The organism is Mycobacterium sp. NGS49, from assembly GCF_059812565.1.
In genome coordinates this window covers 132,304-146,526 of the sequence record NZ_JCALCX010000011.1, presented here as the reverse complement: position 1 = coordinate 146,526, position 14,223 = coordinate 132,304, and the positions used below count along the sequence as shown (strand labels likewise).

The window sequence follows — 14,223 nt, the reverse complement described above, 5'->3', positions numbered from 1 at the left end:
GCGATCATCCTGCCAGGTGTTCCGGTTAGCCTGGCTGCCATGGACGCTGACCGATTCGACGCTGAGGTGTATGCCCGACGGCTCGGGGCTGCCACCGAGTTGGCACGTCGGGCCGGCCTGGCGGGCTTGGTGATCACGCCTGGCTACGACTTGCGCTATTTGCTCGGGTCGCGTGCGGAGACGTTCGAGCGACTCACCGCGCTGGTGTTGCCGACTGCTGGCGAACCGACGGTGGTGTTGCCCCGGCTGGAGTTGGCGACGCTCAAGGACTCCGCGGCTTTGGAACTAGGCCTGGGCGTGCGGGACTGGGTTGACGGCCAAGATCCGTATGCACTGGTGGGTGCCGCTTTGGGTGATGGGCCTGCCGCCGTGGCAGTCACCGATTCCATGCCGGCCCTGCACTTGTTGCCGTTGGCCAGTGCGCTCGGCGTGCTGCCGGTGCTGGCTACCGATGTGTTGCGCGAGCTGCGGATGGTCAAGGAGGAAGCCGAAATCGATGCGTTGCGCGGGGCGGGCGCGGCAATCGATCGGGTGCACGCGCGGGTGCCGGAGTTCCTGGTGCCGGGACGGACGGAAGCCGACGTGGCAGCGGACATCTCCAAAGCCATTGTGGCCGAGGGGCATTCGGAGGTGGCGTTTGTGATCGTCGGGTCTGGCCCACATGGCGCCGACCCGCATCATGGATATTCGGACCGCGTGTTGGCGGAGGGCGACGTCGTCGTAGTCGATATCGGCGGTATGTACGCACCCGGCTATCACTCGGATTCCACTCGCACCTATAGCATCGGTGATCCCAATTCGGAAGTGGTTCAGCATTATTCGGTATTGCAGCGAGCGCAGCGTGCGGCCTATGAGTTGGTCCGTCCAGGGGTGACGGCCCAGCAGGTGGACGCCGCGGCGCGTGAGGTGTTGGGTGAAGCAGGGCTCGCGGAGTATTTCGTGCACCGCACCGGACACGGCATCGGTTTGTGCGTGCATGAAGAGCCCTACATCGTGGCCGGCAATGATCTGCCGTTGGCCGCGGGCATGGCTTTCTCTATTGAGCCGGGCATCTACTTCCCCGGGCGTTGGGGTGCGCGAATCGAAGACATCGTGGTCGTGACCGACGATGGTGCCATGTCAGTCAACAACCAGCCTCATGAGCTTATGGTCGTGCCGGTGGCGTGAGGGTTCTCCTCCGCCGTGCGGATTTGTCAGGACTGGGTGACTGTGTGTTCGATCAGTCGTGTTTGGCTTCGTAGCGCAGCAGGACCGTGCCACCCGGAAAGGTGCGGTTTTCCTTCAGTCGCAGCGTGATCCATGACGGCAGCGCTGGAAAGAACGGGGTGCCGCCGCCCACGGCGGTGGGTGCGACCACGAGCCGGTACTCGTCCACCAGCCCGGCCTGCACGATCGGTGCGGCCAGCGTCGCGCCGGCCAGCTCCAGCCTGCCGTCGGTTTCGGCTTTCAGCTTGGCTATCACCTCGACCGGGTCGCCGCGTTCCAGGTGCGAGTTCCAGTCGACGGACTCCAAGGTGCGCGAGAACACCACCTTGGGCATGTCGCGCCAGATGTGGGCGAAGTCGACGATCAGAGGTGTGGCGTCCGGGGCCTGGTCGGCGGTCGGCCAGTATGCGGACATCAGTTCGTAGAGCCGTCGCCCATAGAACGACAGGGCGGTCTCCCGCGCGAAGTCATTCCAGTACTGGTGCAGTTCTTCACTCGGATCGGACCAGTCGATGTTGCCGTGTGCGTCGGCGATGTACCCGTCCACCGACACGTTGAAGCCATAGATGAGTTTGCCCATGGAGATCAGACTGCACCGCAGGGCAAAACTCATCGCGACGCCCACGAGACATTGGCAAATTCTTGGGGAGGGCGAGCGCGAGGCGGCCTCCTTTGTAGTTGACGAATCGACCGGCGCGTTGACCGCGCGCCAATGGCCTCGACCAGCTTGTCCTTGCGAGCTCAGCCGCCCGCGAGCCCGGTCAAATTTTGATCATTGCGCCTCAGCCGTCACGGCTGTCGCTTGGAAACTGGAGCGGTCCGCCAGAAACTCGATAGCGCAGGCGATTTCAGTAACCGGTCGCTTTCGCCGCCAAAAACCACGCGAGATGGTAGTTGGCGCTTGTCTTGTCGCCGGCCACGAGCGCGTCAATCGCGGCCAAGAGTTGCCAGTTTCCCACGTCGTGGGCATTGACTTCGTCGGGATAGCGGTCCAGCACTCGCTCGCTGGTATTGGCCAGGTGTTCGTGCAGGAGGTCGATTTCTGAGTCCAGCACGCCGGTCCCGGAGGCAGCCGCCTTAGCCAGGGTGTGAGCCAGCCGAGGTAGGTCGTCGCGCCATTGGGTGGCCTGGCTGAGTTCCCATCCGAGATCGGCGACCTCGGGAGCGGACCGGGGGCGCGGCGATGTGGGCGGTGGCTCTCCGTCGTCGGGCAGATGGTGAATCGGGGTGTAGCTCGCGGTGACCGTGGCCGCGCCAAGTAAGGATTCCAAATTGCCGCGACGCCGCGCGGGCGGCAGCAACGTCACAGTTGACGGCAGGTCAATCCCGGGCGGAATCCAGCCGCTGGCCAGATCAGTCACCAGTATGGTCGTGTTGTCCGCGTTGTCACCAGCAGCCCACGCCAGCCGGGGTTGCTGGCGTGCGACAGCAGTCACTAAGCGCTGCAATCGTTTTCGGGCCGTGGCGTCGGCCGAAGCCATTCCGATCGCCGCGCCGCTCGCGGTGGCCACGACGGCTTGGGTCCCAGTGGTCGACGGCGGTGGCGGGGGAGTGGACGGACTGGTCTGGCGCACGACCGCCGGTTGATTGGCGGCCGACTGGCCGGCCGAGGGCGTTACCGGCGCCGAGCTGGGTGTGGCCGGGGGCGGCAACGGGTTGGCAGGTGGTGCCGACGGGGTGGCCGTCGTAGCAACGGGTGGCCGCAGATCGGAGCCGTAGGTCGGCAATGGGCCCACCGCCTGTGGCGTGGCCGGTGGCGGAATCGGGGTTGCGGCAGCAACTATGGGTGCGGCGGCCGGTGGCTCCGCGGCCGGCGAATGGTGAACTGGCGGAGGCGCATCAACAACATGCAACTGTTGATTGGCGGACGCGGACGGGATCGACGGTGCGGCGTGGGCGACTTGTTGCTCGGTCGAAGTCATTGGAACCGAGGGCATGGCGTGTGCGGCGGCGGAGAACGGCGCGCTGGACTCCATGCCTTTGTTGAAGCTTTGGGCTAGTTCGGTGGGGTTGATGGTGGGGGTTGGGAGCCCCCCAACCGGTGAAGGCGCTGGTGTCGGTGTGGTGAGCGGCGTTGTCGGGGCTGGCATCGGCGTTGCAGAGGCTGGAGTCAACACTGGTGATGGCGCGGAAGGTGAACTCAGCAGCCGTGTGCCGGACGCTGGTCCCGAGCAAGATGTTGAAGGAAATGTTGTCGGCGCTTTGAGATTGTTGCTAACGATCGTGCCCCGTGCTCCGAGGGCGGCCGCAGAACCTGATGACCTAGAGGGTGGCAGTACCGCGTCCGTCTTTAGATTGCCACAATTGTTGACGCCTCCAATAAACCCCGACGCCTGTTCTGTTAATGGCGCTTGAGGTTCGGGCAAGTCGCTTGGATGAGTCTTCAGGCCGTTGCTCTCGATCCCTGCCCGCGAACCCGGCGGCATTTCCAGCAAATTGCATACCTTTTCAGCGAGCCTGTCGTCGGCGCGTTGTCGAAACAATTGAGTGGTATCGAGCCCTTGGGTTTGCGTGAATTGACGCGCGGATAACCCACTTCCTTCGCAATCGAGGATGCGCTGGATAGCGTCAAGCACATTACTGCCACACTTCGCTGCGGCCAGGGTAGCCAAAGCGCGATACCTATGAATTACCTCGATTACCTTCGCTTGTTTCTCCGCAGCTACTTCATTCGAACTCACTATGCGGTCGATTTCTTGGCCTCCGTCGATGGCCAGATCAGTCAACTCATGTCGGAGGCTGCTGACGCTATCAAGTGCGGAACTGTAGGAAGATTCCTTAATTGCGTTTTTGTCCCCGATGCGACGAGCATGGTTCTCACCTTCGGTGAAGGTCAGTCGTAAATCCTGCGCGGTGTAGCCATGCTGTTGTCCAAGTTGATCCACGCGGGCTTGGTTTAGCAGTTCAGAAAAGGCCATAAAACTGGTCTTGACACGGCTACGATTCATCCTAGCGTGTTCCAGCGCCATCACGTCATTTGCATCGGGCCAAGCGTCGCCAACTAACAGTCGTGACCATTTTCCCGGCGGCAAATCGGTCATTTGCAAATATTTTCGATATTTTGACTTTCTTGATCCGTACGACGTAGAAGCGGATCCAGCTCAGCATCACCAGATTCAGCTAGGTAATCGATGGCGAGCTCTCGAAATGCTTTCGAGAGGTTGCCAATTGCTGCCGCGAGGTCAGACGGCGTCGCCGGCTCTTCGGCGAGCTTCGCAAGCAAATAAGTGCCTCCGATGCCGAGTGCTTGTCGCCCGCTGGTGGCAATAGCAAGACGCGTGGTCGGATCTTCGCTGCTCCTACTAGACGTTAGACCCACGGCTCGATGCACCCGCTCGTACGCCGCACACACCTTCGCCTTCGCGTCAGCTACCTGCTGGCTTGAATACGTCGGCGCCGGCGGGGGCTCATTCTTCGGCAGTGGCCGGAACCAAGCGCCGATTGCAATGCCAATTGCCACCAAGGCAATCCCCAGCGACGCAATCGCCAACCCCCGCGAGGGCCGAGTATCCGCAGGTGGCGCCACAGGTGACCATGCTGGTGGTGGAGACACATTTGACACGCGTGGATCGTATCGCTCCTGCCAGAATCCGCCAGTCAGCTTTGCTGTCCACCTCGCGACAACGAACTGTCCAGTAAAGATATGCCTATCGGAGCCGACTCTAGGTTTGCTACAACAAACGAATCAATGACTCTCGTCGTCACGCTTGACGTCTGGCGGCGCGATGCGCCGAGTCGCCACCGGTTTGCCGTCGACATGTTTGGTCACTGCGGGCATGGGCGGCGCGGTGATTCGTCCCTGCACCGGCGCGCCATTTTTCACTGTCGGCCCAACTATGCGCTTGGTGTCGGGCTTGGCCTCACTGCCCGCATTACCGGACCCGTGCGTGCCGCCTGGCGGCATCATCGGCATCGCCCCCATCGCCCCGCGCTGGGCAGTTGCCGGCTCAGGCGTGGCCGGCGGTGTGGAGGTCACGGCTTGCGACGACGCGGGCACGGTTCCGGCCGACGGGGTCGGCGGCGGTCCGAGCATCGCGGTCGGTGTTGTTCCCTCGATGCCCCCACCGCCAACGCCACCGCTTCCGCCGCCGGCCGGCGAAATTTCGCCGCCACCGCCGCCAACCCCCTCCTCGGCGCTGACCAGCTCTTCAGGCCCGCTCTCGGCGGCTCCTGCTCCTTGCTGCATAAATCCCATCCCGGTCTGCATCGCCTGTTGACCAGCCTGAGCAAGCTGTTGGGGAATCTGGCTCAGCGGTTGCAGCACACCGCCGAGAACCCCCGCTACTCCTCCGGCAACTCCAGAGGCCATCTGCGGCATCTGCTGCAGCATCTGACCCATTTCCCCGGAACCGCCGACGCCCGCCAACTGAGCCGCGGCCTGCTCCTCGTTTGCCGGGAATTTCGCCAGCGCATCGGAGGTCTTCGTCTCGCGCTCGTCATGCCCGGCCAAGGCTTCGCCGTAGTCGCCGGCGTCGCCCGAATTCGCAGCTGCGCCCAGGGCTTTGAGCAGTTGACTGATACTTGACGCCCCGGTCGCCAACTGGTCGGGTGTGATCATCGGCGGCGGCGGTATCCCCAGCAGCTGTGACAGCTGACCGAGGATGATCCTCAGCTGGTCGTCATCTCCGCTCATTGCATCCTTCCGAGTGCCTGACTCTCCGCCCGAGGCCATACACGAACCTGCAGAAGCGCAGTCGAAGGCTCAGACGGTGCCTCCGACACGCGTGATGCTAGCGCTGATCGGTTGCTCAGGTTATTCAGCTTTGCTGCCTCGCTGCTATTTCTTGAGCGGGTTCTGGTCGTGGATGACCGCGTTGTAACGGTTGATCATGTACATGTCGGGCATAACGGGGCGGCCCGCATCATTGCCGTAAATCTGCGTCAACGTGTCGATCAACCCCCGACTGAGAGCTTCGTCGTAGGTGCCGGATTCCACATGAATCCCTCTGCTTAACAGTTCATCTGGGCTCCCAACCCGCCCGTCGATCAAATACTGCTGTGGAATGCCTTCCACACGTTGGCCGGAGGCGATCACAGCGTTGAGGATCTCGCGGTCGGCGTGACCGATCGACATGCCAGTCAATACGTGATCGGTCGGTGGCGGCGCACCGACGGGTTGGGGTCCCACAAAATCGCTTTCGATAGCCTGACCGAGGATCCCTACGACAGGTCCTGCATACGAACCGACCCCGGGAATGAGTCCTGCCACAGCGCCCACCGCCTTTGCTTCCAATTCGTAGGCCGTCTTCTTGCGGTCGTATTCGGTGCGCTGTGCGGCCTCTTCGGTCATCTGGTGGTTCTCGACGTCGGCTTGGGCCGCGTTATGGATTCCTGAGTTGACCAGTCCCCGCAAAGTCATGGCATCGTGCAGATTGGCGTTATAACTGTCCAGATCGGGCGCGTGGTGCGCGAGTGCCTGCGCATAAGTGCCTTCAGCGACAACCGCCTGGTGGTCGGCGTGCCCGTTGAAGTAGTCGGAAGCGGCCTTGTCGGTACTCACTACCGAGAAAATGCCCTTGGCCACAGGCAGTTTACCGCTATCGCCGTCCTCGCCGTACGAATCAGCGGGGAAGCCGAACTCCGGCAAAGCGCCTGACGTCCCGGCGATGTTGCTGATGTAGGGGGTCAGTCCGCGCGCAATGGCCTGGACGAGGTGCGGATTGGCCTGGCCGACGGTTCGATTGCCCGGTAGGTGCAACAGTTCGTGTTCGTTGGTCCCGATGTAGGAGCCATACGCCGCCGCCGCTTCGCCGGCCAGTCGGGCCTCGGGCCCATATGCGGCGCCCTCCGTCCATTGGAACAGCGCTGCAGCACCTTTGCCTTGATCGTGCCATGAGTGGTGCGTGATGTTCCGCAGGAAGACTTCATGCCCGGGACCTGTCAAAACGTCGTGAATCACGGGATGGTCGCGTGCGGCGGCCGCAAATAGGTCTGCGATGAGCGGATCGAAAGCCGTTTCGCGCAAACGTACTTCGGCAGGGCTCGCGGAGTCACCGAACGTCGCGTTCATCATGTCCGAAGCCTTGGCGATCATCCGTCGATCCAGGTCAGTATTTGTCTGAAAGGACGACCTTCCGTGCCTGACGATGTCGGCGATGACCCTCGTCGGGTCGGTGCGGGCGAGCGTCGGTCCGATTACCAGGTCGCAGTACTGCGACCAAGGTGCCTCGAGCACCTGCTGCACGGATTGAGGCAGTTGCACCTCACCCCCTTTCACCATGTCGCTACCTTGTCCGGCGCCGGGTTTGAGATCGGTCCGGGGAAACGTAAGAGCCGGATTGCTCATCAGCTGCCAGGAATTGGCGATCATGTCGCGTTGATCACCGAGGCGTTGCTCAGCGGTCCACAGCTCACTGATGGACATCCCGTGCTGTTGGGCCTGCAGTTGACTCACCACCGATGCCTGCTCCGACGTCAACGACTCCTTGCCGGTTCGCTGCTCCGAAGTGATCGAGCTCAATATTGCGTTGACCCGCCCCGCCGCCGCTGCGTCGCCGGCAAGGGCGGCGTGTACGTCTCTTTCAGCCTGTTCGGGGGACTCACCGTCGATGCCATCTAGGGCGATGACGGGCCGGCTGTCGTAGCCGTCCTTTACTTGCAAGTGAAATATCAACCGATGCAACATGTCTGCATACCGGTCTCGAACATGCTCGACATCGCGCAAAGCTGCGCCGGTTTCGTCCATGGCTTGATGCTCGATGTGCCCGGTGATGTCGTCGAGACCGATGGGGAGGAGCTGGTCGCGAGCTTCGCCGAGTCGGCGGTCAAGGATCTCCAGATGGCCCTCCAATACCCGCATCCGTACCGCCGCGGCCCGCTGCGCCTTCGCCAGGATGGCCGCAACACGCTCCAGGTGGACGGCAATCGCCGGTATCTGCGCGGTCTGCACCCCGAGTGACTCCGTCGCCCGCTGCACTTCGGCCGCACCGTTGATCGGGTGCTCGCCGTTCTCGCCGTTCCACGCATCCTCGAAGCGCTTGCGTGCCCGTTCGAACGCTGCCTCCGCCTCGGCGGTCAGCTCTCCGGCGTCATGGAAAGCCTTGGCCAGCAATGAGATCTGAGCCGGCCGACCCCGCTGCAGGCTTTGGTTGATTGCCCACGGGTTGCCGCCGGCACTGGCGATCAGGTCCGGGACGCTCAGGTACCGGAGTCGCACCATACCGCCCGTAATGCTGTGGCGTTGTCCTGCTCCATCTGGGTGAACTCCGCAGCGGCCACCGCGGCGCCGCGGCCGATGGATTCGAGCGTCTCCTGATGCCTTGACAAGACCCGAACGTGTTGTGCCTGCAAAGATTCCATCGCCTCATGGAAAGCCGCCGCGATGCCGAAGGCGCCAAACATCTCAGACACCGACTCTGCCCCCGAAAGGCGTTCCGCCGCTTGACGTGCTTGGTCACCCGCGTCACGCGATTCACTCGCCCCCAAGTGCAGCAGTGCGGTGTCGACGAACATGATCTCCCCCTTCCGGATTTTCGAATGCCGGTGAGGCTAACCCGACATCGATTCGTCCACAATTCACACCGTTGTCGCGCAAAGCCGCGGGTCCGAACCAGAGCTAACGGTGGCAAAGGGGCTGATATGGCTAAAGCGAATAGAGTAACCAAAGTTAACAGAGTGATCTCAACACTCGAACGGTTCGACAACATTTCTCTCCTGGACCACTCCGCCGTGTCAGTCTTTCGCGCATGTCCCGCGCCCGATGCGCCCGGTGGCTGAAGACCGCCGTCATGATCAGTGCGTTGATTCTGACGGTGGCGGCGGCGCCACCGGCCACCGCTGATGTCAACGACGTACCGACGCCACCTCCCCCGACGGCACCCTGTAATGCCATCAGTCCCTTCGCTTTTCCCTGCGTGGGGACAGGCAAGTTCGCAGACGCCGTCGCCGCGGAGTGCCGCAGGGTCGGAGTGGCCGACAACCTCTGTCTGGTTCCGCTGGCCGCCAAGGTGACCCAGGCCGCAACCGTTGCCTATCTGCAATCGTGGGTACATCGCACGGCGGCGTTTCAGTACGGGCTAGGAAACCCGGTGCCGTTCAGTGACGCCCAGTGGGTCGGCACCCACAATTCGTTCAACAGCCTGGTCAGCCAGTTCACCCCCTCGCACGCCGATTCCAACCAACAGTTGTCGATGCCCCAGCAGTTGGACATCGACGCGCGCAGCATCGAACTGGATCTGCACTACATCCCACAGATTGCCCAGTTGGGTAGGCGTGCTGTCGCGGTGTGCCACGGACGTCCGCCGGCCCAAGCCAACCTGGGCTGCACCACTGAACCGCTGCTCACCAACGTGCTTCCGGCCATTACGGAGTGGATCAATGCGCACCCGAGCGAGGTCGTGCTGATTCTGGTTGAGGACGCGCTCAAAGACCAGCAAGCGTATGCGTCGGCTCTCGATACCTTCGAGCGGCAGTTGGTGCGTCCTAATGGCTCCAGCCTCATCTACCATCCCAATCCGGCCGACATCACCTCTACGGGTTGCGCACCCTTCCCGCGCAACATCTCGCGCGATGACGTCCATTCCGCCGGTGCCCAAGTATTGCTCGTCAGCGGCGGTTCATGCGTGCCCAGTTGGGGAAGCACAATCTTCAACTGGCGAGGCGAGGAAGTGGAAAGCGGCTCGACATTCGATTACCAGCCGTTCCCGAAGTGTGATGCCACCTACGGTCCCGCCGTCTACGCCTCGAACATCGTGCGCTACTACGAGGACTCCACCTTCATTTCGGCCCTGATCAATCCGAGTCGACCGCCCACCAACCCGGAGGCTCTCACGCCCCCGAAAGCGCAGTCGATGACGAACTGCGGCGTCAATCTGTTCGGCTTCGACCAATTGCTGCCCGAGGACGGACGCATCCAGGGGACGCTGTGGAGTTGGGCGCCGGATGAACCCCGCGCCAGCGTCGGCACCTGCACCTTGCAGGGCGCCGACGGCCGTTGGGTGGCGGCTCCCTGCGGAGCCTCGCATCCCGCCGGCTGTCAGACCGGCTCCGGTACCTGGGTCGTGACGGCGCCGGTGACCTTCGCGGCGGCGCCGGCGGCGTGCACCGCACTCGGCAATAGCTTCGGGCTCCCGCGAACCGGAGTTCAGAACTCGCGCCTGCATGCCGTTGCCGGACCGGCGGGCGGCGCCTGGGTGAACTACACCATCACGCCCTGAGCGGACACAGCTGGCTACTAGCCGCGATCCAACAGATCCGACGAACCCAAGACCCGCTCTACCTGAACCTCGATAACCACTCGGCGCGGGTTGGCGCGCGGTGTCCGATAGCGCTGGGCGTAGCGCAGCTCCGCATCGCGAACAGCGTCGATCTCCTTGTTCACCACGGCCCGCCCCTCCAGTGAGAGCCACCGCGCCCCGTCAACCTGGCTGAGCACCGCCACGCCGGCGCGCTCGGCATTGAGAGCCTTCTGGGAACCACCTGTGGTGATCACCCGGGCGATATGAGTCTTGGGGTCGAAGGTGAATCCCACCGCAACCACGTGCGGTGAACTGTCGGTGCGCAGCGTGGTCAGCATGGCCAGATGGCGCTCGGAGAGGAACGCCAGCGCGTCGTCGGTGAGACGGGTAGTGGTCTTGGCCATCGCCCTTCACGCTAGCGCAGGCAATAATCACAGCCGTGGACGACACCCGCGTTGGTCCGCTGGTAATTTTCGGCGGCCGCAGCGAGATCGGCATCGAACTGGCGCGCCGCCTGGCGCCCGGAGCGACCGTCGTGCTGGCAGCCCGCAACGCCGACCAACTCGAGGACCAGAAGAGCGCGTTGCTCGAGGCGGGCGCTGCAGCCGTGCACGGCCGGGAATTCGACGCCGACGACGTCGACTCCCACGGTCCGTTGGTCGACGCGATCGTCGCCGCGCACGGCCCCATCGACACCGCGGTATTGGCGTTCGGGATCCTCGGCGACCAGGCCCGCGCAGAACAGGACGCCGCGCATGCCGTCGCCATCGTGCACACCGACTACGTCGCCCAGGTCAGTCTGCTCACCCATCTCGCCTCGGCGATGCGCGCGGCGCGACGCGGGTCGCTGGTGGTGTTCTCGTCAGTCGCCGGAGTGCGGGTGCGACGCGCCAATTACGTCTACGGTTCGGCCAAGGCCGGCTTGGACGGTTTCGCCAGTGGATTGGCCGACGCACTGCACGGCACCGGAGTGCGGCTGTTGATCGCGCGCCCGGGTTTTGTCATCGGGCGGATGACCGAAGGCATGCCGGCGGCGCCGCTGTCCAGCACCCCCGAGCAGGTCGCCGCCGCCACCGCGCGCGCGCTCGCCAAAGGCCGCCGCAGCGTCTGGATACCGTGGGCGCTGCGACCGATGTTCGCAACACTGAGGTTGCTGCCGCAGTCCGTCTGGCGCAGGATGCCGCGATGATCATCGTGGTAGGTATCGGCGCCGACGGCATGGCGGGACTCTCCGCGGCGTCGAAGACCGAACTGCGCCGCGCTGAAGCGATTTACGGCAGCCAGCGACAGCTCGATCTGATCGACGACACCATCGCGGCGCCGCGCCGGGTGTGGCCCTCCCCGATGTTGCCCGCGTTGCAGGCGCTGCCGGCCGACGGCCCGGACATCCACATCGTCGCCAGCGGCGATCCGCTGCTGCATGGCATCGGCGGCACCCTGATCCGCCTGTTCGGGCCCAACAAGGTGCGAGTTCTGCCGCACGTATCCTCGGTCACCCTGGCGTGCGCCCGGATGGGCTGGAACGTCCACGACACCGAGGTGATCAGCCTGGTCACGGCTGAGCCGCAGACCGCGATCCGCCGCGGAGGACGCGCGATCGTGCTCTCGCGCAATCGCGGCACCCCGAAGGCGCTGGCGACGGCTCTGGAAGCGTACGGGCGTGGCGACTCCGAGTTCACCGTGCTTGAAATGCTCGGCGGACCCAACGAGCGCCGCCGCGGCGGCACCGCCCGCCACTGGGCGCACAGCACGCCCGCCGACCTCGACGATCTCAACGTGATCGCGATTCATTACCTGCCCGACGGGCGCACCGCATCGTTGCCGGACGATGCGTTCGTCAACGACGGCCAAATCACCAAGCACGGCATCCGGGCCGTGACGTTGGCCGTGCTCAGCCCTCGGCCAGGTCAGCGGTTGTGGGATGTTGGTGCCGGCTCGGGCAGCATCGCCGTCGAGTGGTGCCGCGCGGTGCCGGGCTGCACCGCGGTGGCGTTCGAAGTCGACGAACGGCGCAGGGCGAACATCGGGTTCAATGTCGCGGCCAGCGGCGTGAGTGTTGAGGTTCGCGGTGAGGCGCCGGACCAGTTCGCCGGAGCGCCGCACCCGTCGGCAATTTTCGTCGGTGGCGGCCTCACCCGCCCCGGCCTGCTCGAAGAGTGTCTGCACCACCTGCCCGCAGGCGGCCGGCTGGTCGCCAACGCGGTCACCGTCGAGTCTGAAGCCGTTCTGGCGCAGGAGTATTCACGACGGGGCGGTGAACTGCGACGGTTCCAACACTATCAGGGCGAACCGCTGGGCGGCTTTACCGGTTGGCGTCCGCAGCACCCCGTGACGCAGTGGTCGGTGACCAAGCAGTGACGGTCTACTTCATCGGCGCCGGTCCGGGCGCCGCCGATCTGATCACCGTGCGCGGCCAGCGGCTCCTGCAACGATGCCCGGTGTGCCTTTATGCGGGCTCCATCATGCCCAAAGACCTTCTCGCGCAATGCCCGCCCGATGCCAAGATCATCGACACCGGTCCGCTGACACTGGACCAGATCATTGCCGAACTCGCCGAAGCCGACGCCGCCGGCCACGACGTCTCCCGATTGCACTCCGGTGACCCGTCGCTCTACAGCGCCCTGGCCGAGCAATGCCGCCGACTCGATGACCGGGGCATCCAGTACGAGATCGTGCCTGGTGTACCCGCTTTCGCGGCAGCCGCAGCAGCGCTCAAGCGTGAACTCACCGTTCCCGGAGTCGCGCAGACCGTCACATTGACCCGGGTGTCGACGCTGTCCACCCCGATGCCCCCCGGCGAAGAATTGGGCGTTCTGGCCCGATCCGGCGCCACCCTGGTCCTGCACCTGGCCGCCGCTCAGATCGACGCGATTGTTCCCGAGCTGGTGTCCGGCGGTTACCAACCCCAAACGCCCACTGCGGTAGTGGCGTTCGCCAGCTGGCCGCAGCAGACCGTGCTGCGGGGCACGTTGGCCGACATCGCCGAACAGATGCACGCCGCCGGCATCACCAAGACGGCTGTCATCGTCGTCGGTGATGTGCTGGGCGCCGAAGGCTTCACCGACAGCTATCTGTATTCGATGGCACGGCGCGGCAAAGGCGCCCACTGATGCGGGTGCTCCTGCTCGGCGGTACCGCCGAGGGGCGGGCGCTCGCCAAAGCTCTGCACCCGCAGGTCGATATCGTCAGCTCGCTGGCCGGCCGCGTGCCCGACCCCGCACTCCCGGTGGGCCCGGTGCGCATCGGCGGGTTCGGCGGGATGCAGGGGCTGCGGAGGTGGTTGCGGGACGAAAAAATCGACGCCGTGGTGGATGCCACCCATCCGTTCGCGGCCACCATGACCGCACACGCCGCGCAGGTGTGTCGAGAGCTGCAGATCCCGCATCTGGTGCTGGCCCGTCCAGCGTGGGAGCCCGGATCGGCCACCGTGGTCGAGTCAGACGTCGGGGCAGCGAAAGAAGTCGCGCGGCAGCAGTATTCGCGGGTGTTCCTGACCACCGGGCGGTCCGGAGTCGCGGTCTTCGCCGACAGCGATGCGTGGTTTCTCATCCGCGCGGTCACCGCACCCGACGACGTCGCGATGCCGCGGCACCATCAACTGTTGCTCTCCCGTGGGCCTTACCGTTACGACGACGAACTGACGTTGCTCGCTGAACATCGCATCGACGTGCTGGTGACCAAGAACAGCGGCGGTGAGATGACGCGCGGCAAGGTGGAAGCGGCCGCGGCACTTGATGTTCCCGTGGTGATGGTGGCGCGTCCGCCGCTGCCCCCCGGGGTCATCACGGTGGGTACGGTCGCAGCAGCCCAGCGCTGGGTGGCGGAACTGGGCTAGCGGGCA

The 14,223-nt window shown here is 64.3% G+C and carries 13 protein-coding genes; 6 read left to right on the top strand and 7 right to left on the bottom strand.

What is annotated here, in order from left to right:
* Window positions 1–39 precede the first annotated feature (39 nt).
* Window positions 40–1,167, top strand: a complete 1,128-nt coding sequence (locus AC5Y7D_RS13775; protein ID WP_499924700.1) for a M24 family metallopeptidase — start codon at window positions 40–42, stop codon at window positions 1,165–1,167.
* Between the two features lie 52 nt (window positions 1,168–1,219).
* On the opposite strand, the gene AC5Y7D_RS13770 is transcribed toward AC5Y7D_RS13775, so the two are convergent.
* From AC5Y7D_RS13770 to AC5Y7D_RS13745, 6 genes are all read right to left on the bottom strand, one after another.
* Window positions 1,220–1,786: a dihydrofolate reductase family protein gene (locus AC5Y7D_RS13770; RefSeq protein ID WP_499924696.1), complete on the bottom strand. Its 567-nt coding sequence runs from the start codon at window positions 1,784–1,786 to the stop codon at window positions 1,220–1,222.
* Window positions 1,787–2,054: 268 nt separating this feature from the next.
* Window positions 2,055–4,247 carry a DUF5631 domain-containing protein gene (locus AC5Y7D_RS13765; RefSeq protein ID WP_499924693.1) on the bottom strand — a complete coding sequence of 731 codons (2,193 nt, stop codon included), beginning with the start codon at window positions 4,245–4,247 and terminating at the stop codon, window positions 2,055–2,057.
* A complete protein-coding gene (locus AC5Y7D_RS13760) occupies window positions 4,244–4,666 on the bottom strand; it encodes a hypothetical protein (RefSeq protein WP_499924689.1) in 423 nt (140 codons plus the stop codon). The genes AC5Y7D_RS13765 and AC5Y7D_RS13760 overlap by 4 nt, the downstream gene beginning before the upstream one ends.
* 225 nt (window positions 4,667–4,891) lie before the next feature.
* Window positions 4,892–5,839, bottom strand: a complete 948-nt coding sequence (locus tag AC5Y7D_RS13755) for a hypothetical protein (RefSeq protein ID WP_499924687.1) — start codon at window positions 5,837–5,839, stop codon at window positions 4,892–4,894.
* 144 nt (window positions 5,840–5,983) lie between these two features.
* The gene (locus AC5Y7D_RS13750) at window positions 5,984–8,365 is read right to left on the bottom strand and encodes a putative alpha/beta hydrolase (protein ID WP_499924682.1); all 2,382 of its coding nucleotides are present in this window, start codon (window positions 8,363–8,365) and stop codon (window positions 5,984–5,986) included.
* Window positions 8,344–8,658, bottom strand: coding sequence for a DUF2563 family protein (locus AC5Y7D_RS13745; protein ID WP_499924678.1), 315 nt, complete (start codon window positions 8,656–8,658; stop codon window positions 8,344–8,346). Before AC5Y7D_RS13745 ends, AC5Y7D_RS13750 begins: the two co-directional genes overlap by 22 nt.
* A gap of 233 nt (window positions 8,659–8,891) precedes the next feature.
* Here AC5Y7D_RS13745 and AC5Y7D_RS13740 point away from each other — a divergent pair, with 233 nt between their 5' ends.
* Window positions 8,892–10,361: a phosphoinositide-specific phospholipase C-related protein gene (locus AC5Y7D_RS13740; RefSeq protein ID WP_499924673.1), complete on the top strand. Its 1,470-nt coding sequence runs from the start codon at window positions 8,892–8,894 to the stop codon at window positions 10,359–10,361.
* Between the two features lie 17 nt (window positions 10,362–10,378).
* On the opposite strand, the gene AC5Y7D_RS13735 is transcribed toward AC5Y7D_RS13740, so the two are convergent.
* Window positions 10,379–10,786 carry a F420-dependent biliverdin reductase gene (locus AC5Y7D_RS13735; RefSeq protein ID WP_499924670.1) on the bottom strand — a complete coding sequence of 136 codons (408 nt, stop codon included), beginning with the start codon at window positions 10,784–10,786 and terminating at the stop codon, window positions 10,379–10,381.
* Window positions 10,787–10,821: 35 nt separating this feature from the next.
* Between AC5Y7D_RS13735 and dprE2 the strand changes: the two genes are divergently transcribed.
* Genes dprE2 through AC5Y7D_RS13715 form a run of 4 tightly spaced genes read left to right on the top strand, consistent with a single transcriptional unit; the run spans window position 10,822 to window position 14,217 of the window.
* Window positions 10,822–11,571, top strand: coding sequence for a decaprenylphospho-beta-D-erythro-pentofuranosid-2-ulose 2-reductase (gene dprE2 / locus AC5Y7D_RS13730; RefSeq protein ID WP_499924667.1), 750 nt, complete (start codon window positions 10,822–10,824; stop codon window positions 11,569–11,571).
* Window positions 11,568–12,740, top strand: coding sequence for a precorrin-6y C5,15-methyltransferase (decarboxylating) subunit CbiE (cbiE, locus tag AC5Y7D_RS13725; protein ID WP_499924665.1), 1,173 nt, complete (start codon window positions 11,568–11,570; stop codon window positions 12,738–12,740). Before dprE2 ends, cbiE begins: the two co-directional genes overlap by 4 nt.
* Window positions 12,737–13,492: a precorrin-4 C(11)-methyltransferase gene (gene cobM / locus AC5Y7D_RS13720; RefSeq protein WP_499924661.1), complete on the top strand. Its 756-nt coding sequence runs from the start codon at window positions 12,737–12,739 to the stop codon at window positions 13,490–13,492. The genes cbiE and cobM overlap by 4 nt, the downstream gene beginning before the upstream one ends.
* Window positions 13,492–14,217, top strand: a complete 726-nt coding sequence (locus tag AC5Y7D_RS13715; RefSeq protein WP_499924660.1) for a cobalt-precorrin-6A reductase — start codon at window positions 13,492–13,494, stop codon at window positions 14,215–14,217. The genes cobM and AC5Y7D_RS13715 overlap by 1 nt, the downstream gene beginning before the upstream one ends.
* The last annotated feature ends 6 nt before the right edge of the window (window positions 14,218–14,223 follow it).

Bases quoted from the DNA above. Each gene is read 5' to 3' on its own strand.
- AC5Y7D_RS13735 (WP_499924670.1), bottom strand. From the start codon at position 10,786: ATGGCCAAGACCACTACCCGTCTCACCGACGACGCGCTGGCGTTCCTC.
- AC5Y7D_RS13755 (WP_499924687.1), bottom strand. From the start codon at position 5,839: ATGAGCGGAGATGACGACCAGCTGAGGATCATCCTCGGTCAGCTGTCA.
- AC5Y7D_RS13765 (WP_499924693.1), bottom strand. From the start codon at position 4,247: ATGACCGATTTGCCGCCGGGAAAATGGTCACGACTGTTAGTTGGCGAC.
- cbiE (WP_499924665.1), top strand. From the start codon at position 11,568: ATGATCATCGTGGTAGGTATCGGCGCCGACGGCATGGCGGGACTCTCC.
- AC5Y7D_RS13775 (WP_499924700.1), top strand. From the start codon at position 40: ATGGACGCTGACCGATTCGACGCTGAGGTGTATGCCCGACGGCTCGGG.
- AC5Y7D_RS13715 (WP_499924660.1), top strand. From the start codon at position 13,492: ATGCGGGTGCTCCTGCTCGGCGGTACCGCCGAGGGGCGGGCGCTCGCC.
- AC5Y7D_RS13750 (WP_499924682.1), bottom strand. From the start codon at position 8,365: ATGGTGCGACTCCGGTACCTGAGCGTCCCGGACCTGATCGCCAGTGCC.
- AC5Y7D_RS13745 (WP_499924678.1), bottom strand. From the start codon at position 8,658: ATGTTCGTCGACACCGCACTGCTGCACTTGGGGGCGAGTGAATCGCGT.
- AC5Y7D_RS13740 (WP_499924673.1), top strand. From the start codon at position 8,892: ATGTCCCGCGCCCGATGCGCCCGGTGGCTGAAGACCGCCGTCATGATC.
- AC5Y7D_RS13770 (WP_499924696.1), bottom strand. From the start codon at position 1,786: ATGGGCAAACTCATCTATGGCTTCAACGTGTCGGTGGACGGGTACATC.